Below are 17,306 nucleotides of genomic sequence, written 5' to 3' on the forward strand. Positions count from 1 at the left end.
TTGTTTGCGCGAGTTTATTGTCTAACCACAATAAACTCATTTTTTTTTATTTAATTCTGACTAAACCGCGACGTTTTTGTTGTGTCTTTGGCTGAGAAGATTTTTGATAAGTAACGTTGACTGTATCTTTACGAGCTTGATATGCAGAATCTATTTTATTTTCTTCTTTTTTAAATTGTTTTGGAAGTACAATCGAATCAAATTTTTCTTGTTTATATTCAGTATTTTTATTGTTAGATTCTTTCTTTCTTTCATCTATTCCTAAAAATCCTCTGAAGGTATCAAAACTTTTATTGTATTGAATTCCGACACCAAAACTTTGATTCAAGCTATTTTCCATACCAGGCAATAGTCCAAAAGTCGTTGGTTTTGTAAATGCTTTTAAAACCAATGAACCATTGTTTAGTTTTGAAATATCATAAGAAATATCAAAATTACCATCAAAATTCTCTTGCACATTGCGGTTATTTGTTACGGCAATTCCATAAGATCCTCTTAAACTTAAACGATTATTGATACGATAAGAAATAGATGTTCTAATTTTATCATTTGTATCAGACTGTGCACTACCACCAACATATTCCATTTGAATATCTACATTATTTGCAATAGATGACAACATACCTGCAATTGTCGATAAACCAATATCAGCAGCTGTACTTGTAACTCCTGATTGCACAGCAGAAGCGTCTCCAAATTTACCTGTCAATAAGATATAACTAAATTGGAGCATCTGTTCTTCTGTGTTGGAACGGAATTTTGATTGTAACTGTGAATTAATATCTGATCCAGCATTCGGAATTGATAAACCAAAATCAATGATTGGTTTTTTAAGCGTTTCGGAAATATCAATGGAAAGAATTGCATCGTAAATTTGAGAATATCCAACACCTAAATAATCGCCTACATTAGATACTGAACGTTGATATTCTGCTGTAATATTTAATGTTGCATCCAGTGGATTGCCCGCAAATTGAACAGATGAACCTTTCTTTATTTTAAAATCTTTTGGAATCAGAGGAAATTGTCTAAACTCATATGTTCCACTTTCTATATTGTAAACCCCTGTAATATTAAGCCCTGCTTTGTTCATCAAGAAACGTAGATTTTCTGCAGTACCGCGAGCTGTTGCTTTATCATTTGTCGCAGCATCAAAAATTAAATTCACCATAGCATTTGGATAAGCATTGATGTTAACATCTATCGACATTCCTTTTGGTGCATGTGGCTCATTGTTTTTTGCTATCTCGTCTAAATGCTGATTAGGAACAAAACGAACCAAATTATTTTCAGATTCAATTGTTGTACTACCAGTGTTTATCGTTAATTCTGAGTTTCCAACTACTGTTGCGTCTCCCGCAATCTCCAGTTCTTCTACAGCACCAAACATCGTTACATTTCCTTTGGCAAATACTTTACCATAAAATAATTCATTGTCCTTTATCGTTGTATTCATCACCAATAAATTGTCTGTATCAAAATCTAAGTTGAGACCCCATTTACTCAAATTTCTAAACAGAATTGCTCCGTCCACTTTTCCTTTAGTATTAAAAGAAGTGTCCTTAAATGCAATATCATTTAACATAATAATCCCTTGTCCTTTACCTTGTTTGGTAACAAATAATTCGTTTTCTCCTTCAAATAAATAATCCGTTCCCAAGAAATTAACTTTCAGCCCAAGATCTTTCGCGACCATATTTCCATTTAGATTTGGTAAATCAACTGGTCCTGTCATTTTTAAATCTCCTGATAAAGTACCACGCATATTAGAGAAAACTGATTTCAAAAATCCTTCTAAGAAATCAATGTGAAATTCATCAAAATTGGCATCTACATCCAACTCTGGACCTGTAGGTTTATTGATAATGTTACCATAAGCAACCAATGATTGAATTTGCTCTTTTTGTAAACTTGTTTCAAAATTAAATTGTTTATCCTCTACATTATAACCTCCTTGTAAAGTCAAATTTCCAAGTTCAAAATCATTTAATCCTAAGTTATCAATCTTAGCTTCGAGCGTTGGTTCTAACTTTTCCTTTGTTCGTACTATATTGACATTTCCATTTGCAATTCCGACAATTTTAAGGTTGTTTAAAACTGTTTTAGGAATAATTTTTTCGAGGTATAAATCTTTAAAATCTGCATTGAAATTATAATCAATATTATTGTTAAACAAACCACTAACATTCAGACTTTGTTCTTCTGATTCTAACGATAAATCTTCAACTTTCAACGAATTATTGATCCGATTAAAAATAACACGATTTGAATTTACATCATTTAAATGATTAATCGTCCATTGAGTCGAATCGATTTGAACAGTCGAAGGTGAAAACCCAAAAATCAAATCATTCTTATTTTGTACTGTATGAAAAAGATTTAAATTAAATACTACTGGATTTTTTCGTCCAATATTAAAATCTGTTTTCACAATCATTGTATCATTTTTCGGAATCGAGCTTACATTGATTTCATTCAGCGTAACACCACTCACTTTCATGCTATCAATTTTAGCGTTTAGCGTAGGCAATTCGGCTATAGTATTCAAATTTACATTCGATTGAAACAATTGAATTCCTGCATATTTTATTCCAGGTGTTTCCAAAGTTGCTTCTAATTGGTTTTTCGTTCCATCTATAAAACCTCTTACACGTGTGTCAGGCTCAATAGAAATAGAAGGGTCTATATAATTAAGTAAGTTTTCTTGCACATTGACATCAAACGAAAAAGCTTGATTTGGCGAAACTTTTTTCATGCGAAAAGACGGCACTAAATTAACCAATGAATTATTGACTACATCTGCAATTTCGGTCACATTAAATCGTCCATCAACAGTAGCTTTCATATAATTTGGAACATCTAATGTCATGATTTTATTTGAGCCGCTTATTTCAGAATTTAACATGACATGTGCCAATTCTAACGTATCTTTTTTTGAGCGGAAATACAGATTTTTAACGTCGATATTCCCTCGTAAATCATTAATATTTGTTAACTGAAAATTCCCCGTTACATCACCTCTTACAACCGCTCCTAAATTCTTTGTTAAACCGATAAAATCTAAGTTAACTTGACGGATATTTGATGTAAAATCAAAATCATAAGGTTTTCCACTAAAATTAATTTTTCCGTTCAATTGCGCATTCAGATTAGGGTCTTTGATATCAAACAATCCATTAAATTGATAATTTTTAACCAAACCATCAACCGTAATATTTTGATATCTTTTTCCGATTAAATCAATGTAACGAAGTGTACCATCCAAATTTAAATTGATATTGTTAAGATCTGTTCCTTTTCCATCAAATCTAAATTGTCCACTTACATAACCCAAATCTTTTGCATTCGTTAATTGATGAAGATTTAAGTTTTTAGCATCAATCGTTCCTTTGTATATTAACGATTTTACATCTTTATAATTTCTAATTTGAGCATTAATGTCCGCATCTCCTAATCCTGAAACAGTATATCCATTTGCATTAATTTCATTTGGATTTAATGAAATATCTCCGCGGTAATTAATCGCTCCAAAACGTGTTAATAAATCTGGAATACTCTTCGCTATTGAAGTCGGAAGCAACTTAGTTATCGATTGATATGATGTGTTAATCTTTGCATTTCTTGTTGAGAAATTTAATAAAGATCCATTTAAAACATCTTGTAATTGTAATCGGGATGCACCGACATAGTTATCTTCACCTTTCAATTCGAAATCCAAAAATGTTAAATTATTCAACGGTCCTTCTACCTTACCGTACAAATCTACAGATGAATTTTTGTCGAATATCTCGGTGAAATAGCGTATCTCCTTAAAATTAATTTTTGAACCTCTATCAAAGAAAACATCCCAACGTACCTTATTCGAAAAGTCGGACATATCCGAAGGTTCATCGTAGCTCAACAATAGATTTCCGTTTAACACAGAAGTATCTGTTCGCAGATTCAAATTACCAATTCGAATTTCTTTGTTAGAATAATGAACTTTCCCGGTAAAATTCTGAACGTTATATGTCTCTTTATTCTTTGTGGCAACAAAACAAAAATTCTCTAAATCTCCTGTAATATCAGAATCGACCAATCTAAATTTCTTCACCGTCAAATTCAGTTGTTTTGCATCCAACCAAATATTGCCAGAATTTTGATTAACAATTGACACTTTACCCTCTTCTAAAATAAAATCGCCATCAAGTTTAAAAATCTTTTTCGGGTCTTTAGGTTTATCCGAGCTAAAACCATTGACAAATTTTATAAAGTTAGAAACCGAATCGCCTTTGTATGTGATCACATTTATTTCGGGTTGAATCAATTTCACTTGACTTAAATCGATATGGTCTTTTTTTATACCTGGCAAAAGCGACCAAAGATCAATTGTTGTTTCCAACGTTTTAGACTTCATAAAATCATACTTATGATCATCTTTAATCTTAACACCATGGAAATATATCCGCCCAAAAAAATCAATATCAACCGAGTCAACATACATTTGCGTATTCAACGATTTATTTAATTTTTCTAAAGCGAAATGTGCTAATTTTGTCTGTACCGCAGGAATTTGTATGGCGATTGATACTGTCAAAACCAAGGTTAAAACAAGTATAATCAACGACAATAAAAATCTTCCTATTCGTCTGACTATTTTCAATGGTATAATTTTACGATATTTGCAGGGTAAAAATAAGTTATAAATTTTATTCTACAAGGAATTATGAGCGATAAAAACTACATTTTAGCCATAGAGTCTTCTTGTGATGATACAGGCGCAGCAATTATTGACGGAAATAAAATTATTTCTAACGTTGTGGCAAGCCAAAAAATTCACGAAATATATGGTGGCGTAGTACCAGAATTAGCTTCGAGAGCACATCAACAAAATATTGTTCCCGTCGTAGATCAAGCCCTAAAACAGGCAAATATTAACAAAGAAGAACTTAAAGCAATTGCTTATACGCGCGGTCCAGGATTAATGGGTTCGCTTTTGGTTGGCGGAAGTTTTGCAAAATCATTCAGTCAATCTTTGGATATTCCGTTGATTGAAGTCAATCATATGCAAGCGCATATTTTGGCAAATTTTATTGAAGATGCAAACGATGAAAAACCTACTTTTCCTTTTTTATGTTTAACAGTCTCTGGAGGGCATACTCAAATTGTAAAAATTAACAATTATTTTGAGATGGAGATTTTAGGTGAAACAATTGACGATGCCGCTGGTGAAGCTTTTGATAAAGCAGGTAAAATTTTAAATTTACCTTATCCTGCAGGTCCAATTATCGACAAAAAATCTAAGATTGGAGATCCTACAAAATTCAAATTCGCAAAACCAAAAATTGAAGGTTTAAACTTTAGTTTTAGTGGATTTAAAACGTCTATTTTATATTTTATTCAGAAAGAAGTCAAAGCGAATCCAAATTTTATTGAAGAAAATATTGACGATTTGTGTGCCTCAATTCAACGTTCTATCGTGAATATTTTAATGGAAAAAGTTAAAAAAGCATCTGATGAAACTGGAATTAAACAAATTGCAATTGCAGGTGGAGTTTCTGCAAATTCAGAAATTCGTCAACGACTAAAAGATGGAGAAACTGAATTTGGTTGGAAAACTTTTATTCCAAAATTTGCCTACACAACCGACAATGCTGCCATGATTGCAATGGTTGGAAGTTTAAAATTTGATCAAGAAATCTTTACAGAAAATACAGCAAAATCTGTAGCGAAATACCATATTTAATGAAATTATTTTTTGGAGAAATTCATCACGATACAGCAATTCTAAACGAAGAAGAAAGTCATCATTTTGCAAAAGTTTTACGGGGAAATGAAGGCGATTTAGTTCATGTCACAGATGGAAAAGGAAATTTGGCAGAAGTTGAGATTACATCAATTTCTAAAAAAGCAGTTGAAGGAAAAATTGTTGATTTAAAAACAAATTTCGAGCAAAAAAACTATTATTTGCATGTTGCAATAGCACCGACGAAAACAATGGAACGTTTGGAGTTTTTCTTAGAAAAAGCAACTGAAATTGGTATTGACGAAATTACTTTTTTACAAACTTTTCATTCGGAACGAAAAAATATTAAAATCGAACGCATCGAAAAAATTGTACAATCTGCCACGAAACAATCGTTAAAAGCATATTTACCAAAAGTAAATGATTTAATAAAATTCAATGAGTTTATCAAACAAGATTTTGAAAGTTTCACAAAATGTATCGCACATTGTGAATCTGATATCGAACGTACGCCTTTACGAAGAGTTTTAGAAAATAATCCGCAGAAAATTTTAATTCTGATTGGTCCTGAAGGAGATTTTTCGAGAGATGAAATTCTAACAGCAGAAGAACATAATTTTACAGGTATTAGTCTTGGACATCAACGTTTTCGAACTGAAACAGCAGCTCTACAAGCCGTTTTTGCAGTTGATTGGGGTTTAGAAAAATAAATCAAAAACAATAATTTATACCAAAACCGATTCATTCTTGAATCGGTTTTTTTGTTTTATTTGTAAATAAATATCTTTGTTAAAATTAAAACTATGAAAAAATTAGCACTTACTTTTGGATTACTTTTCGGAAGTTTGTCGTTTGCACAAACAGTAAATGATGTACCGATTAAAGATATAAATGTTGATTATATACAAATTATTGGAACTGGACGAGGTTTGAGCACAAAAATGAATATAAGATTAGATTTTGGTCAAGAAACTAAATCTATTTCTTTTAAAAACGGGCTAAAAATTAAAGATGAAAAAGGAAATACAATCAAATTTAATTCGATGATTGATGCATTAAATTTTATGTCTTCAAATGGATATGAATTTCAATTTGCTTACACTTCGAAAGAAAATGATGACGATGCACTTTATTACATCTTGAAAAAACGAAAGTAAGTTAGAGGAAACTATATCAAACAATATTAGCTCGATAAACGAGCTAATATTGTTTGATATTATTAATTCTTTTGATAAGTGAAGAATATTATTTTTCTCTTTCGATAACGTATTTCACCATAGTTTCTAATGAATTTCGGTATTCAGATTCAGGAAATTCGTGCAGAATATCCAACGCTTCTTGACTGTATTTTTTCATCATTTTTTGCGTGTATTCAATTCCGCCGTTATCTTTCACATATTGAATAATTTCACGCACACGTTTCTTATCGTTGTTGTAGCGTTTCACCGAATTAATCAACCATTTACGATCTTTTTCGTTCGCATTATTGATAGAATAAATTAAAGGCAATGTCATTTTTTGTTCTTTAATATCAATTCCAACTGGCTTTCCAATTGCATTAGAAGTGGTGTAATCAAACAAATCGTCTTTGATTTGGAAAGCAATTCCAACCAATTCACCAAAACGATGCATTTTTTTCGCAACTTCTTCCGAGCAACCAACAGAACGCGCTCCAGCTTCGCAACAAGCAGCAATAAGCGTAGCAGTTTTCATTCGAATAATTTCGAAATAAACATCTTCTGTAATATCCAATTTTCTCGCCTTTTCGATTTGTAATAACTCACCTTCAGAAATTTCTTGTATCGCTACAGAAACAACTTCAAGTAAATCAAAATCTTTGTTTTTAGTCGAAATAATCAACGTCTTAGACAAAAAATAATCACCAACTAAAACGGCTACTTTATTTTTCCAAATAGCATTTAGAGAAAAAAAACCTCGACGCAAAGTACTATCATCTACGACATCATCATGAACCAAAGTTGCGGTATGTATAAGCTCGATAAAAGAAGCCGCACGATAGGTACGTTCTTGTACTTCTCCATTTAATTTCGCCGTTAAAAAAACAAACATTGGACGCATTTGCTTTCCTTTTCTGCGAACAATATAATTGGTAATACGGTCAAGAAGCGAAACATTACTCTTCATTGATTCGAAGAATTTCTGTTCAAACAATTTCATTTCCTCCGCGATTGGAGCTTTAATCAAATCTACCGTGTTAGCCAAAATTTAGTTTTTTAATTCGTAAAATTATTGATGCAATGTATAACTTGCTTAGCGTAAAATTCTTTAAATTTAAATTCTTCACCGCTTACACAAATTTTATTTACTGTTGGTAAAACTGAAATTCCTTCCAATTGTCCCAACTGTGTCGTGAAGCCCAAAGGTAAACTTATTTTTTTAACTTGAAAAGTGAAGAATAATGGATTGTTATCTTTTGGCAAATCGAACCAGTTAATAAACGCTAAAGCTTCTTTTGTGTAACCTAATAAATAAATTCCTTTGGTTGGACTTGTTGGGTCAGAATCAATATACGCCGAAGTTACAGCGTAATTTGTTTTGAAAGTTTCTACTTTTATTGCAGCGTGTTTTTGAGAAGTGTCAATCGGAACAACATAATGTGTAGTTGCCAAATTTGACCATTCTTTTGTAAAAATATGCAATTGATTTTGGTAGACAAAAAATGCTTCTGCGTCCCAATTCGTCGTCATATTTTTGAACTGAAATATTTCTTGTTCAGGATAATAAAATTCAATCTTTTCTGCTTTTAATTCTTGATAAGTTTTAGAGAAATCTATCTTCGATTTTTCGATGAAATAAATGGCTAAATCTCTACGCTTACCCAAATTATTACCAAAATCAGCAAAATAAATTCGATTATCATCTGAAGAAACTTCTTCCCAATCTACATTGGGCGCGTTTGAGATGAAAATTGTATTGATAATCTCCCCTGTTTTAGCATTAAAACGATACAATTCTGGTTTGGAATCAGAATCATTTAAACCCCAAAAAGAAGCCACATTTTTATCTTCTTTTTCATATTCTAAAGCCGAAATTTCGTTCAAGATAGTCGGTAAGTTAAAACTTTCCATTTTATAATCATCGATTGAAATTGTATCGATATTTTCTACTATTTGAGCGTAGGTGAATTTAGTTAGAATCAAAAATAAAAATATGGCTAAATATTTCATTTGATTATTTTTTAATCATTACCAGTCTTATTGGCCAATTGTCCACAAGCTGCATCGATGTCTTTTCCGCGACTGCGACGAACATTTACCACAATATTATTTGACTCTAATGCTTTTATATAATGATCAATTGCTTGTTCTGATGCTTGTTTGTAGATTCCGTCATCAATCGAATTATATTCGATGATATTCACTTTTGAAGGAATTTTTTTACAGAATTTCACCAAGGCATCAATGTCTTCTTTTTTATCATTCACGCCTCCCCAAACAATGTATTCGAATGTAATGCGCAAACCTGTTTTATCGTACCAATATTGTAAACTTTCCATCAAATCTGTCAACGGAAATTTAACCGAAAACGGCATAATTACGTTTCGAACTTCTTCTCGAGCTGAGTGTAAAGAAACCGCAAGATTAACACGTAATTCTTCGTCTGCTAATTTCTCTATCATCTTAGGAATTCCTGAAGTTGAAACTGTGATTCGTCTTGCAGCCATTCCTAATCCTTCTGGTAAAGTTATTTTTTTGATGGCAGAAATTACTTCATTGTAATTTAACAAAGGCTCTCCCATTCCCATAAAGACAATATTACTTAATGGACGGTTAAAATAACGTTTACTTTCGTCATCGATTATCACAACTTGATCAACGATTTCGGCAGCTGTTAAGTTACGCATACGTTTTAATTGAGCTGTTGCACAGAATGTACAATCTAAACTACATCCAACTTGAGACGAAACACAAGCTGTTGTACGCGTATCGGTTGGAATTAAAACAGATTCCACAACGTTACCATCATGAAGCTTTACAGCATTCTTGATGGTTCCGTCGTTAGATTTTTGTAGAAGATCAACTTCAACTGGTTGAATCTGGAAAGACTCTCCTAATTGCTCGCGTAAAACTTTAGAAATATTTGTCATGTCATCAAATTGATGGGCATTCTTTTTCCATAACCATTCGTACACTTGTTTTGCGCGGAATGACTTTTCTCCAATCTCTTTGAAATAGTCTTCAATCTCAGCTTGTGAAAGCTTTCGTATATCTTTTTTTGTTGTATTCAAACTTGTCTTATAAGATTAACATTGCATCTCCGTAAGAGTAGAATTTATATCCTTCTTTTACTGCTTCGCTATACGCTTTCATTGTTAAGTCGTGTCCAGCAAACGCAGAAATCATCATAATTAATGTTGATTTTGGTGTGTGGAAGTTTGTAATCATACAATTTGCAATAGAGAAATCGTAAGGTGGGTGAATAAATTTATTCGTCCATCCATCAAAAGCATTTAAATGACCATCAGCAGAAACTGAAGATTCGATAGAACGCATAGAAGTTGTACCTATGGCACAAACTTTTTTCTTCTCATCTATTGCACGATTTACTAAATCTGCTGTTTCTTGAGGAATAATTACTTGCTCAGATTCCATTTTATGTTTAGATAAATCTTCAACCTCTACAGCCTGAAAAGTTCCTAAACCAATATGTAATGTTAATTCAGCAAAATCAACACCTTTGATTTCTAAACGTTTTAATAAGTGTTTAGAAAAGTGTAAACCAGCTGTAGGTGCAGCAACTGCCCCTTCGTGTTTTGCATAAATAGTTTGGTAACGTTCTGCATCTTCTGGCTCAACGTCGCGTAAAATATATTTTGGAAGAGGAGTCTCTCCTAATTCTTTCAATTTTGCACGAAATTCTTCGTAAGATCCATCAAACAAAAAACGTAAAGTACGTCCACGAGAAGTTGTGTTGTCTACTACCTCTGCAACTAATGTATCATCATTATCAAAAAACAATTTATTTCCGATACGAATTTTACGTGCTGGATCTACTAAAACATCCCATAAACGAGTTTCTGCATCTAATTCTCTTAATAAGAAAACTTCGATTTGTGCACCTGTTTTTTCTTTATTACCCATTAAACGAGCTGGAAAAACTTTGGTGTTATTACGAATCATCACATCTCCTTCATCGAAATAATCAATTAGATCTTTAAATTGTCTATGTTCAATTTCTCCGGTATCACGGTGAACAACCATTAGACGAGCTTCATCTCTGTTTTCAGAAGGACGATCTGCTAAAAGTTCTTCAGGTAAAGTAAAATCGAAATCGGAGGTTTTCATTTTCATAATTGTACAATTTTTTACAAATATACAACCTCGGGTACCCCTTTGTCAAGTGAATTGAGGTATTTTATGAAATTGATAACGTTTAAATGTTTATTTTTGGCAGTTAAACTGCTTTACCAAGTAGATTTTATAAATTAGTTGAAATCGACAAATGAAAACAAAACTGCTAATACTATCAATGATTTTTACATTTTTTAGTTGTAACAAATCAGAACAAAAAGTTGAAGAATCGACTGAAATAGAACAAATTGATTCTGTTGCAACAAATGAATCACCAGAAACTGAAATACCAAAAGAATTGGTTAAAGCGCCTGACTTTTCGTTAGCAGACATCAATGGAAAACGATTTGATTTATCTGATTTTAAAGGGAAATATGTCTACATTGATATTTGGGCAACTTGGTGTGGACCTTGTAAAGTGCAAATTCCTTTTATGAAAGAATTGGAAAAACAATTTCGAGAAGCACCTATTCATTTTGTAAGTATTTCTTTGGATAAAGAAGAGGATAAGCCTATTTGGGAGAAAATGGTAAGAGAAAATCAGATGTCTGGCGTACAATTATTTGCAGGAAGAGAAAACAATTTTGGCTACGATTATCAAATACAATACATTCCAACTTTTTTAATTTTAGATAAAGAAGGAAATATTATGATTGATAGTGCGCCAGCACCAATGGATTATCAAACAGGAGAAATAAACCAACAATTAGTTGATATTTTCAAAATGATGAACTAAAAAAAGCTTCCAAAAGGAAGCTTTTTTTAGTTCATTGAATATTTTAATATTTAATTATTTCTAATAATTTTTAACAGAAGAAAAAGTATTGAAATATTTTGCGAATTACTTTACCAAAATTTTATTGGCTAATTGATTATTTCCATCAATTTTTTCTGTAATTGGTAAACCTAATAATTTAGCAATCATTGGATATACTTGCGTATTAGGAAAAACTTTAATCTCTTTTCCAGCCTTAATATTTGGTCCCCAAGCCATAAAAGTTGATTTCATTTCTGGTGTTTCTTTTACATAAAATCCGTGCGAACCTTTTGGTGCATTTTTATTTGCAAAATAATTTGGTGCATGCGCAATCAAAATAATATCACCAATACGATTGTATCGATCATTTTTTGCATCAAACTGATATTTTTTTGGAACACTTGTAGTTTTATACACCTCGAATTTATCGTTTTGTGTTGCTTTTAATTCGTTGTAAATCGATTCAATATCATTTTTATCATTTACAAATAAACTAACATACGAACCGTTTGAAGCGACTTGCATTTTAGACTCATCGATTTTTATTGGTAATTTCAACGGATTTTCGTTATCAATTCTTGTCATTCCATGATCAGATACAAAAACAAAATTTACGTTTAACCCAGTTTTTGCAACTTCATCATTCAATTTCTTAATCGATTCATCTACAAAACGAACTGCATCCCTTGTTTCAGGAGCATCTGGACCAAAAGTATGTCCAGCATGATCAACTTCAGGAAAATAGAACGTAATCAAATGAGGTCGTTTATCCGCAGGTAACTCTAACCAATTTACAACTTGTTGTACTCGAAAATCAATCGGAGATTTTTCTGAATATTTATAAGAATAAGTGGGTAACATTCCATTAATTGGCGCTTCAGAACCTGGCCAATAGTAACAAGCTGCTAACATATTATTCTGTTCTGCAAGATTCCAAATTGGCGTTCCACCGTACCACTTCGGATTAATAACTGCATTTCTGTTTCCTAAAGAATAACGTTCTCCCGACTCTCTATCTAACATATTATTCCCCACCAAACCGTGATGAATAGGAGTTAAACCTGTTACAATTGTGTAATGATTAGGAAAAGTAACCGAAGGAAAAGATGGATACATTGCATCTGCTTTTACTCCTTTTTTTGCAAATTCTAATAAATTCGTAGCGCCATGTTTTTCTGCATAATCATAACGAAATCCATCTGCTGATATCAAAATCACATAAGGTTTTTCTTGTTGTTTGATATCATTAACACGATTTTCAAGTACAATTTGAGGTTCAATTTCTTGTGCATTTGCTGTAACAGAAAAAGCTAAAACAATTGCAGAAAATATACTAAGTATTGTTTTTTTCATGTTTCAAATTTAGAACGTTTTATGCTTAGAATGAATTAAAAAAATGTCATTTTTTTTTCGAAAAAGTATAAATAAAAAAATCGTTACAATAATGTAACGATTCTGATAGAATTATACCTCTAATTTGATTATAAACTTTCTAATAATTTTTGAGTTCCTTCAAAATCTTCTCCTTCAGCTTTTGCCAATTCGATAGATTTTGTTGCCCATTTTTTAGCATTTACTTTGTCGCCAGTTTTACTATATAAATGTGCTAAGGTATCGGTATTGTGATAACCTTGGTCCTTTTTTACTGATTCTTGTGCCCATAAAATTGCTTTTTGCAAAGCCCCTTTATCAGTTACATTTTCATAAAATCTCCACGAAACAGAATTTAATTCGTTTGCATCAACAGCAGATACGTCTTTGTATTTTTCTAACATCAATGATTCCCACATTGCATAATCTTTTTTACTATAAGCAATGTTTCCTTTAATTGAAACTAATGCCCGCTGAGCCTCTTCTTCTGTTAAAAAATCTTGAGCTTGTTTTAAGAATTGTGTTTCATCTAAGGTTTTTGAATCCTTATTATAGGTTTTTTTATAAATATTTGATAATAATAGATTATTCTCAAATTTTGTGTAAGCTGCAGGAGTAATCACTTTCTCGATAGCTGCTTTTCTTTCTTTGTAAATTTTATATGTTGGACTTTCAATTGAACTGATTCCATATTGAAGTAAAGCAACATCGTCTTTTGTCAACTCTTCTGTTTTGTTTACATTATATAAACGAATTAGTGCTTTTTCAAATAAATCTCTATCAGCATAAACCGCTTTCATCACAAAACTTTTCAAAAATTCTGGATCATTATCACCATCCTCAAAACGTTTGACAAGCGATGCCATTCTTCCTTCTGGGTTAAGTGCATCTTTACCGAATTGAATAAAATCTTCCTCTTTTACGTACCCCATTGTTCGATGTACCTCGTTTCCATCTCCATCAATAAATAAATATGTCGGATATCCTTGAACTTTAAATTTTTTAGCCAATTCAATTCCTTCCCCTTTTTCCATATCAATTTTTACATTCACAAAATTTGCATTGTAATAATCGCCAACCGTTTGCAAAGGAAATATATTTTTCACCATTAACTTACAAGGTCCACACCAAGCGGCATACGCATCTAAAAAGATTAATTTATTTTCTTTTTTTGCTTTCGCTAAAACCGTTTTAAAATCTGATTCTTCAAATTTCATCCCTGTCTGACTAAATGAAAATACACTAATTACAAGCGCTGTGAGTGTAAGAATTTTTTTCATACTTAATTGTTTATCTTATTGGTGTCTAATATAAATATTCTTACGAAGAATAAATAGAAAACTGAATAAAAAAACAAAACCTCTTTTTTTAGGTTAAAAAGAGGTTTTGTTTAGAATTATATTTATGCAAAGCTAATCAGATCTTCGTATGCTTTTTTTGCACCTTCAAAAACTTGTTGTTGCTCATTTTCTGTTGTAAATTCTTGGTCAATGTAAGCAATAAAAGTTTTCCAGATTGAACCAAGATTTTCACCATAATGTCCAAAATAATTAAAGCTTTTATGTTCTAAAAAAGGGTATTTTTTTAGTGTTTTTGCAATCACATTCCCTCCAAGCATCGATCCTTCGATTACATAAAGTGCTCCGATAGCTTCTGCTCTATTTTTTAACTCAAATTGCTTATTTACTTGTAATTCATTTATACCTAATTCTTGTAAATCTTTTTCGATTAAAGGCAATTTATTCAATTTTGTTAAAGCCAAATTTTCTATATCCTTATCATTCAATAAATGTTTAATCGAATCTTCATACGATTTCAGAAAAACGTGGTTAACCTGCAACATTTTAAAATAATTTTTATCTGTAAATGTGCCATTAAATAATTTGTGAGATTCTAATTTTTGCTCAATTTCTGCGTGATAATTTGCTGTTTTTTTCTTTAAATAATCAGATAACATCCGTACATTTTTTAAACGTTAATACAAAAGTTGTTCCTTCCCCTATTTTACTTTCAAAAGATATATCTCCATCCATTCTATTCATCATACGATGTGCAATCGCCAATCCAACTCCATTTCCCGAAATATTTCCAGTATTTGACATTCGACTAAACAATTGAAACATCTTTTCATGATCTTCATCTTTTATTCCAATTCCGTTGTCTTTTACTTGAAAAACGACATGTTCACCAGCTATTTCTGATGAAATATTAATTTTTGGATGTGATTCTAACGATGAATATTTTACCGCATTACCAATGATGTTCAAAAAAACTTCATAAAACATTGTTTTATCTGCTAATACATTATTGATATGTTCTACTACTACTTCTGCATTTGTTGATTTGTAATACAATAATACATCACGCACAATCTTCTCAATAATTGGTTTTGTCTGAATGTTAGATAATTCAATTTCGGATTTTTTAGCCTTACTCAAAGCCAATAAATCCTGCATCATTTCTGCCATTCGATCAATTTCTTTCACTACATTTTGTAATCGATCATTCTTTATTTCATCGTCTTTTAAACTTCGTTGAAGCATTTGACAATTTAATTTCATGACAGATAAAGGTGTGCGCAAATCGTGAGAAACAGTATAAGTAAATGCATCTAATTCATCATTTATTTCTTTCAACTGTTCGTATAAACTATGAATTTTGAAGGATTGTAAATGAAGTGTTTCAATAATTAATTTCACGACTTCTTTTGCAACATATTTCTCTTTTTCTAACCAAATAAACGATTTATGTTTAATTTCTTGTTGCCAAATTTTGAACGATGATTTAGAAGATGAATACACCACTTCTTTATCATCTATCACAACAATTTTGTCGGTTTGATTTGAGTTCCCTACCCAATTTAATTTTTGCAATTGTTCTTTTTTAAACCAAATCACAAAATGCTTAAATCCTTGTCCCAAAAAACCACACATTACACCGGCGGCTTTTACACTTATATTTAACTCTTTTCCATAATCAACATAAAAAGAATTTGATGAAAATAATTGAGTCGGATGATTATGAATTGCCCAATCTCTAATTCTCAAAATCTCTTCAATTTCTGGAGTTTCACCTTCGTAATACACCTTCCCAAAATTAACCAAAGCTATTCCATCGGCTTGGGTTAAATGAAGAACTTGAGTTAAATAAGTATTGATTGAATTTTCTATATTTTCCTCTGTCAAAAGATTTTCTTTAAGCTTTATAGCAATTTCATTAAATTGATTTTGAAATTTTAATCGCTCATTTGACTTAAAATTGACATACGTCAATCTACCTAAACGCGTCAACAACTCACTTTGCAAACGAATTTGATTGGGTATATATTTTGGCTCTGTATTCTGACAAATAACAATTCCCCACAATTTTTCATTCATAATTACAGAAACTGAAAAACTTGCAGAGCAATCCGAATTTCGAAGATACTTGATATGTTCGGGTGAAAGTGCTCGAACAGATGAATATTTCAAATCAATTTTTTTATTTTTTGCGCTCAATATTTTAATCTGCGGTCCATTTACATCTGAAACCATTCGACTTTTCTTCTCTAAATACAATTCTTTCATCTGATCAGAAAAATCAAACTCTGGGAAGTGTAATCCCAAATACGAACTTAAATCATCGTCCTTTTTTTCGTTAATCACAATTCCGCTTCCATCTTCAAGGAATTGGTACAACATTACACGGTCATAACCTGTCAGGTTTTTAATTGACAGAATTAAGTTGTCCCAAGTTAATTCGGTCGATTTTGCATAAAGAATCTTTTCAGAATATTTATAAAAATCTAATCTATTTTCTAAAGTTTGTAAGTTTTCTAACTCAATATAAATATAGTCGTTTGTATAAAAAGTGGTTACATCATACTTTTCTGAATTAATTTCTATATGAGAACGATAAAACTCACCTTTTTCGAGTGCTAAAACGTCATTAAAGTTGATTTCGAAATTGTATAATTCAGCGATATTTTTCCCTAAAATTTGATTAGGAGAAATTTCAAAAACTTCGGTTATATTTTGAGAAGCAAACTCAATTTCACTCGTTTTTTTATGGATACCAATTAGATAGCCAAAAGATTGAATTTCATTGAGAAATTGAGGAGCCTCTTCTTCATCGTTTTTGATAATTTGGTTGATCATAAAAA

Annotated in this window: 13 protein-coding genes; 4 read left to right on the top strand and 9 right to left on the bottom strand. The window is 31.4% G+C overall.

Annotation, left to right across the window (positions count from 1 at the left end):
- Positions 1 to 46: 46 nt before the first annotated feature.
- Entirely contained in the window at positions 47 to 4,642 is a 4,596-nt protein-coding gene (locus tag Q0616_RS01955; protein ID WP_298774605.1) for a translocation/assembly module TamB domain-containing protein, read from the bottom strand.
- Between the two features lie 63 nt (positions 4,643 to 4,705).
- Between Q0616_RS01955 and tsaD the strand changes: the two genes are divergently transcribed.
- The 3 genes from tsaD to Q0616_RS01970 all read left to right on the top strand — a co-directional run bounded on the left by tsaD (position 4,706) and on the right by Q0616_RS01970 (position 6,882).
- Complete coding sequence (gene tsaD / locus Q0616_RS01960) at positions 4,706 to 5,725, top strand: tRNA (adenosine(37)-N6)-threonylcarbamoyltransferase complex transferase subunit TsaD (protein WP_171622319.1); 1,020 nt, start codon at positions 4,706 to 4,708, stop codon at positions 5,723 to 5,725.
- Positions 5,725 to 6,435 (top strand): 16S rRNA (uracil(1498)-N(3))-methyltransferase, encoded by a 711-nt coding sequence (locus Q0616_RS01965; protein WP_260542627.1) that lies wholly within the window; start codon positions 5,725 to 5,727, stop codon positions 6,433 to 6,435. Before tsaD ends, Q0616_RS01965 begins: the two co-directional genes overlap by 1 nt.
- A 93-nt stretch (positions 6,436 to 6,528) precedes the next feature.
- Positions 6,529 to 6,882 carry a hypothetical protein gene (locus Q0616_RS01970; RefSeq protein ID WP_188319882.1) on the top strand — a complete coding sequence of 118 codons (354 nt, stop codon included), beginning with the start codon at positions 6,529 to 6,531 and terminating at the stop codon, positions 6,880 to 6,882.
- A gap of 88 nt (positions 6,883 to 6,970) precedes the next feature.
- Here the strand turns inward: Q0616_RS01970 and Q0616_RS01975 are convergent, their stop codons facing one another.
- The 4 genes from Q0616_RS01975 to queA are packed head-to-tail and all read right to left on the bottom strand — an operon-like array spanning position 6,971 to position 11,031.
- Positions 6,971 to 7,948 (bottom strand): polyprenyl synthetase family protein, encoded by a 978-nt coding sequence (locus Q0616_RS01975; protein WP_225541792.1) that lies wholly within the window; start codon positions 7,946 to 7,948, stop codon positions 6,971 to 6,973.
- An 11-nt stretch (positions 7,949 to 7,959) separates the two neighbouring features.
- Positions 7,960 to 8,913: a hypothetical protein gene (locus Q0616_RS01980; protein ID WP_171622316.1), complete on the bottom strand. Its 954-nt coding sequence runs from the start codon at positions 8,911 to 8,913 to the stop codon at positions 7,960 to 7,962.
- An 11-nt stretch (positions 8,914 to 8,924) separates the two neighbouring features.
- On the bottom strand, positions 8,925 to 9,974 hold the full coding sequence (rlmN, locus tag Q0616_RS01985; protein WP_298774611.1) for a 23S rRNA (adenine(2503)-C(2))-methyltransferase RlmN: 1,050 nt from the start codon (positions 9,972 to 9,974) through the stop codon (positions 8,925 to 8,927).
- A 7-nt stretch (positions 9,975 to 9,981) separates the two neighbouring features.
- Entirely contained in the window at positions 9,982 to 11,031 is a 1,050-nt protein-coding gene (queA, locus tag Q0616_RS01990) for a tRNA preQ1(34) S-adenosylmethionine ribosyltransferase-isomerase QueA (RefSeq protein WP_171622360.1), read from the bottom strand.
- A gap of 184 nt (positions 11,032 to 11,215) precedes the next feature.
- Between queA and Q0616_RS01995 the strand changes: the two genes are divergently transcribed.
- Positions 11,216 to 11,773, top strand: coding sequence for a TlpA disulfide reductase family protein (locus Q0616_RS01995; RefSeq protein WP_171622314.1), 558 nt, complete (start codon positions 11,216 to 11,218; stop codon positions 11,771 to 11,773).
- A 105-nt stretch (positions 11,774 to 11,878) separates the two neighbouring features.
- Here Q0616_RS01995 and Q0616_RS02000 read toward each other — a convergent pair whose 3' ends face one another.
- The 4 genes from Q0616_RS02000 to Q0616_RS02015 form a co-directional block, all read right to left on the bottom strand.
- On the bottom strand, positions 11,879 to 13,147 hold the full coding sequence (locus tag Q0616_RS02000) for an ectonucleotide pyrophosphatase/phosphodiesterase (RefSeq protein WP_298774616.1): 1,269 nt from the start codon (positions 13,145 to 13,147) through the stop codon (positions 11,879 to 11,881).
- A gap of 128 nt (positions 13,148 to 13,275) precedes the next feature.
- Positions 13,276 to 14,445, bottom strand: a complete 1,170-nt coding sequence (locus Q0616_RS02005) for a thioredoxin fold domain-containing protein (protein ID WP_298774618.1) — start codon at positions 14,443 to 14,445, stop codon at positions 13,276 to 13,278.
- 122 nt (positions 14,446 to 14,567) lie between these two features.
- Positions 14,568 to 15,122, bottom strand: coding sequence for a biliverdin-producing heme oxygenase (locus tag Q0616_RS02010; protein ID WP_260542618.1), 555 nt, complete (start codon positions 15,120 to 15,122; stop codon positions 14,568 to 14,570).
- Positions 15,112 to 17,301: an ATP-binding protein gene (locus Q0616_RS02015; protein ID WP_298774621.1), complete on the bottom strand. Its 2,190-nt coding sequence runs from the start codon at positions 17,299 to 17,301 to the stop codon at positions 15,112 to 15,114. Before Q0616_RS02015 ends, Q0616_RS02010 begins: the two co-directional genes overlap by 11 nt.
- Positions 17,302 to 17,306 lie beyond the last annotated feature (5 nt).

Origin of the sequence: uncultured Empedobacter sp., assembly GCF_937930195.1 — a bacterium.
GTDB lineage: Bacteria > Bacteroidota > Bacteroidia > Flavobacteriales > Weeksellaceae > Empedobacter > Empedobacter stercoris.

What these genes read in the sequence shown, in the direction of transcription:
- tsaD (WP_171622319.1), top strand. Translation starts at nt 4,706, where the DNA reads ATGAGCGATAAAAACTACATTTTAGCCATAGAGTCTTCTTGTGATGAT.
- Q0616_RS01965 (WP_260542627.1), top strand. Translation starts at nt 5,725, where the DNA reads ATGAAATTATTTTTTGGAGAAATTCATCACGATACAGCAATTCTAAAC.
- Q0616_RS01970 (WP_188319882.1), top strand. Translation starts at nt 6,529, where the DNA reads ATGAAAAAATTAGCACTTACTTTTGGATTACTTTTCGGAAGTTTGTCG.
- Q0616_RS01980 (WP_171622316.1), bottom strand. Translation starts at nt 8,913, where the DNA reads ATGAAATATTTAGCCATATTTTTATTTTTGATTCTAACTAAATTCACC.
- queA (WP_171622360.1), bottom strand. Translation starts at nt 11,031, where the DNA reads ATGAAAACCTCCGATTTCGATTTTACTTTACCTGAAGAACTTTTAGCA.
- Q0616_RS01995 (WP_171622314.1), top strand. Translation starts at nt 11,216, where the DNA reads ATGATTTTTACATTTTTTAGTTGTAACAAATCAGAACAAAAAGTTGAA.
- Q0616_RS02000 (WP_298774616.1), bottom strand. Translation starts at nt 13,147, where the DNA reads ATGAAAAAAACAATACTTAGTATATTTTCTGCAATTGTTTTAGCTTTT.
- Q0616_RS02005 (WP_298774618.1), bottom strand. Translation starts at nt 14,445, where the DNA reads ATGAAAAAAATTCTTACACTCACAGCGCTTGTAATTAGTGTATTTTCA.
- Q0616_RS02010 (WP_260542618.1), bottom strand. Translation starts at nt 15,122, where the DNA reads ATGTTATCTGATTATTTAAAGAAAAAAACAGCAAATTATCACGCAGAA.
- Q0616_RS02015 (WP_298774621.1), bottom strand. Translation starts at nt 17,301, where the DNA reads ATGATCAACCAAATTATCAAAAACGATGAAGAAGAGGCTCCTCAATTT.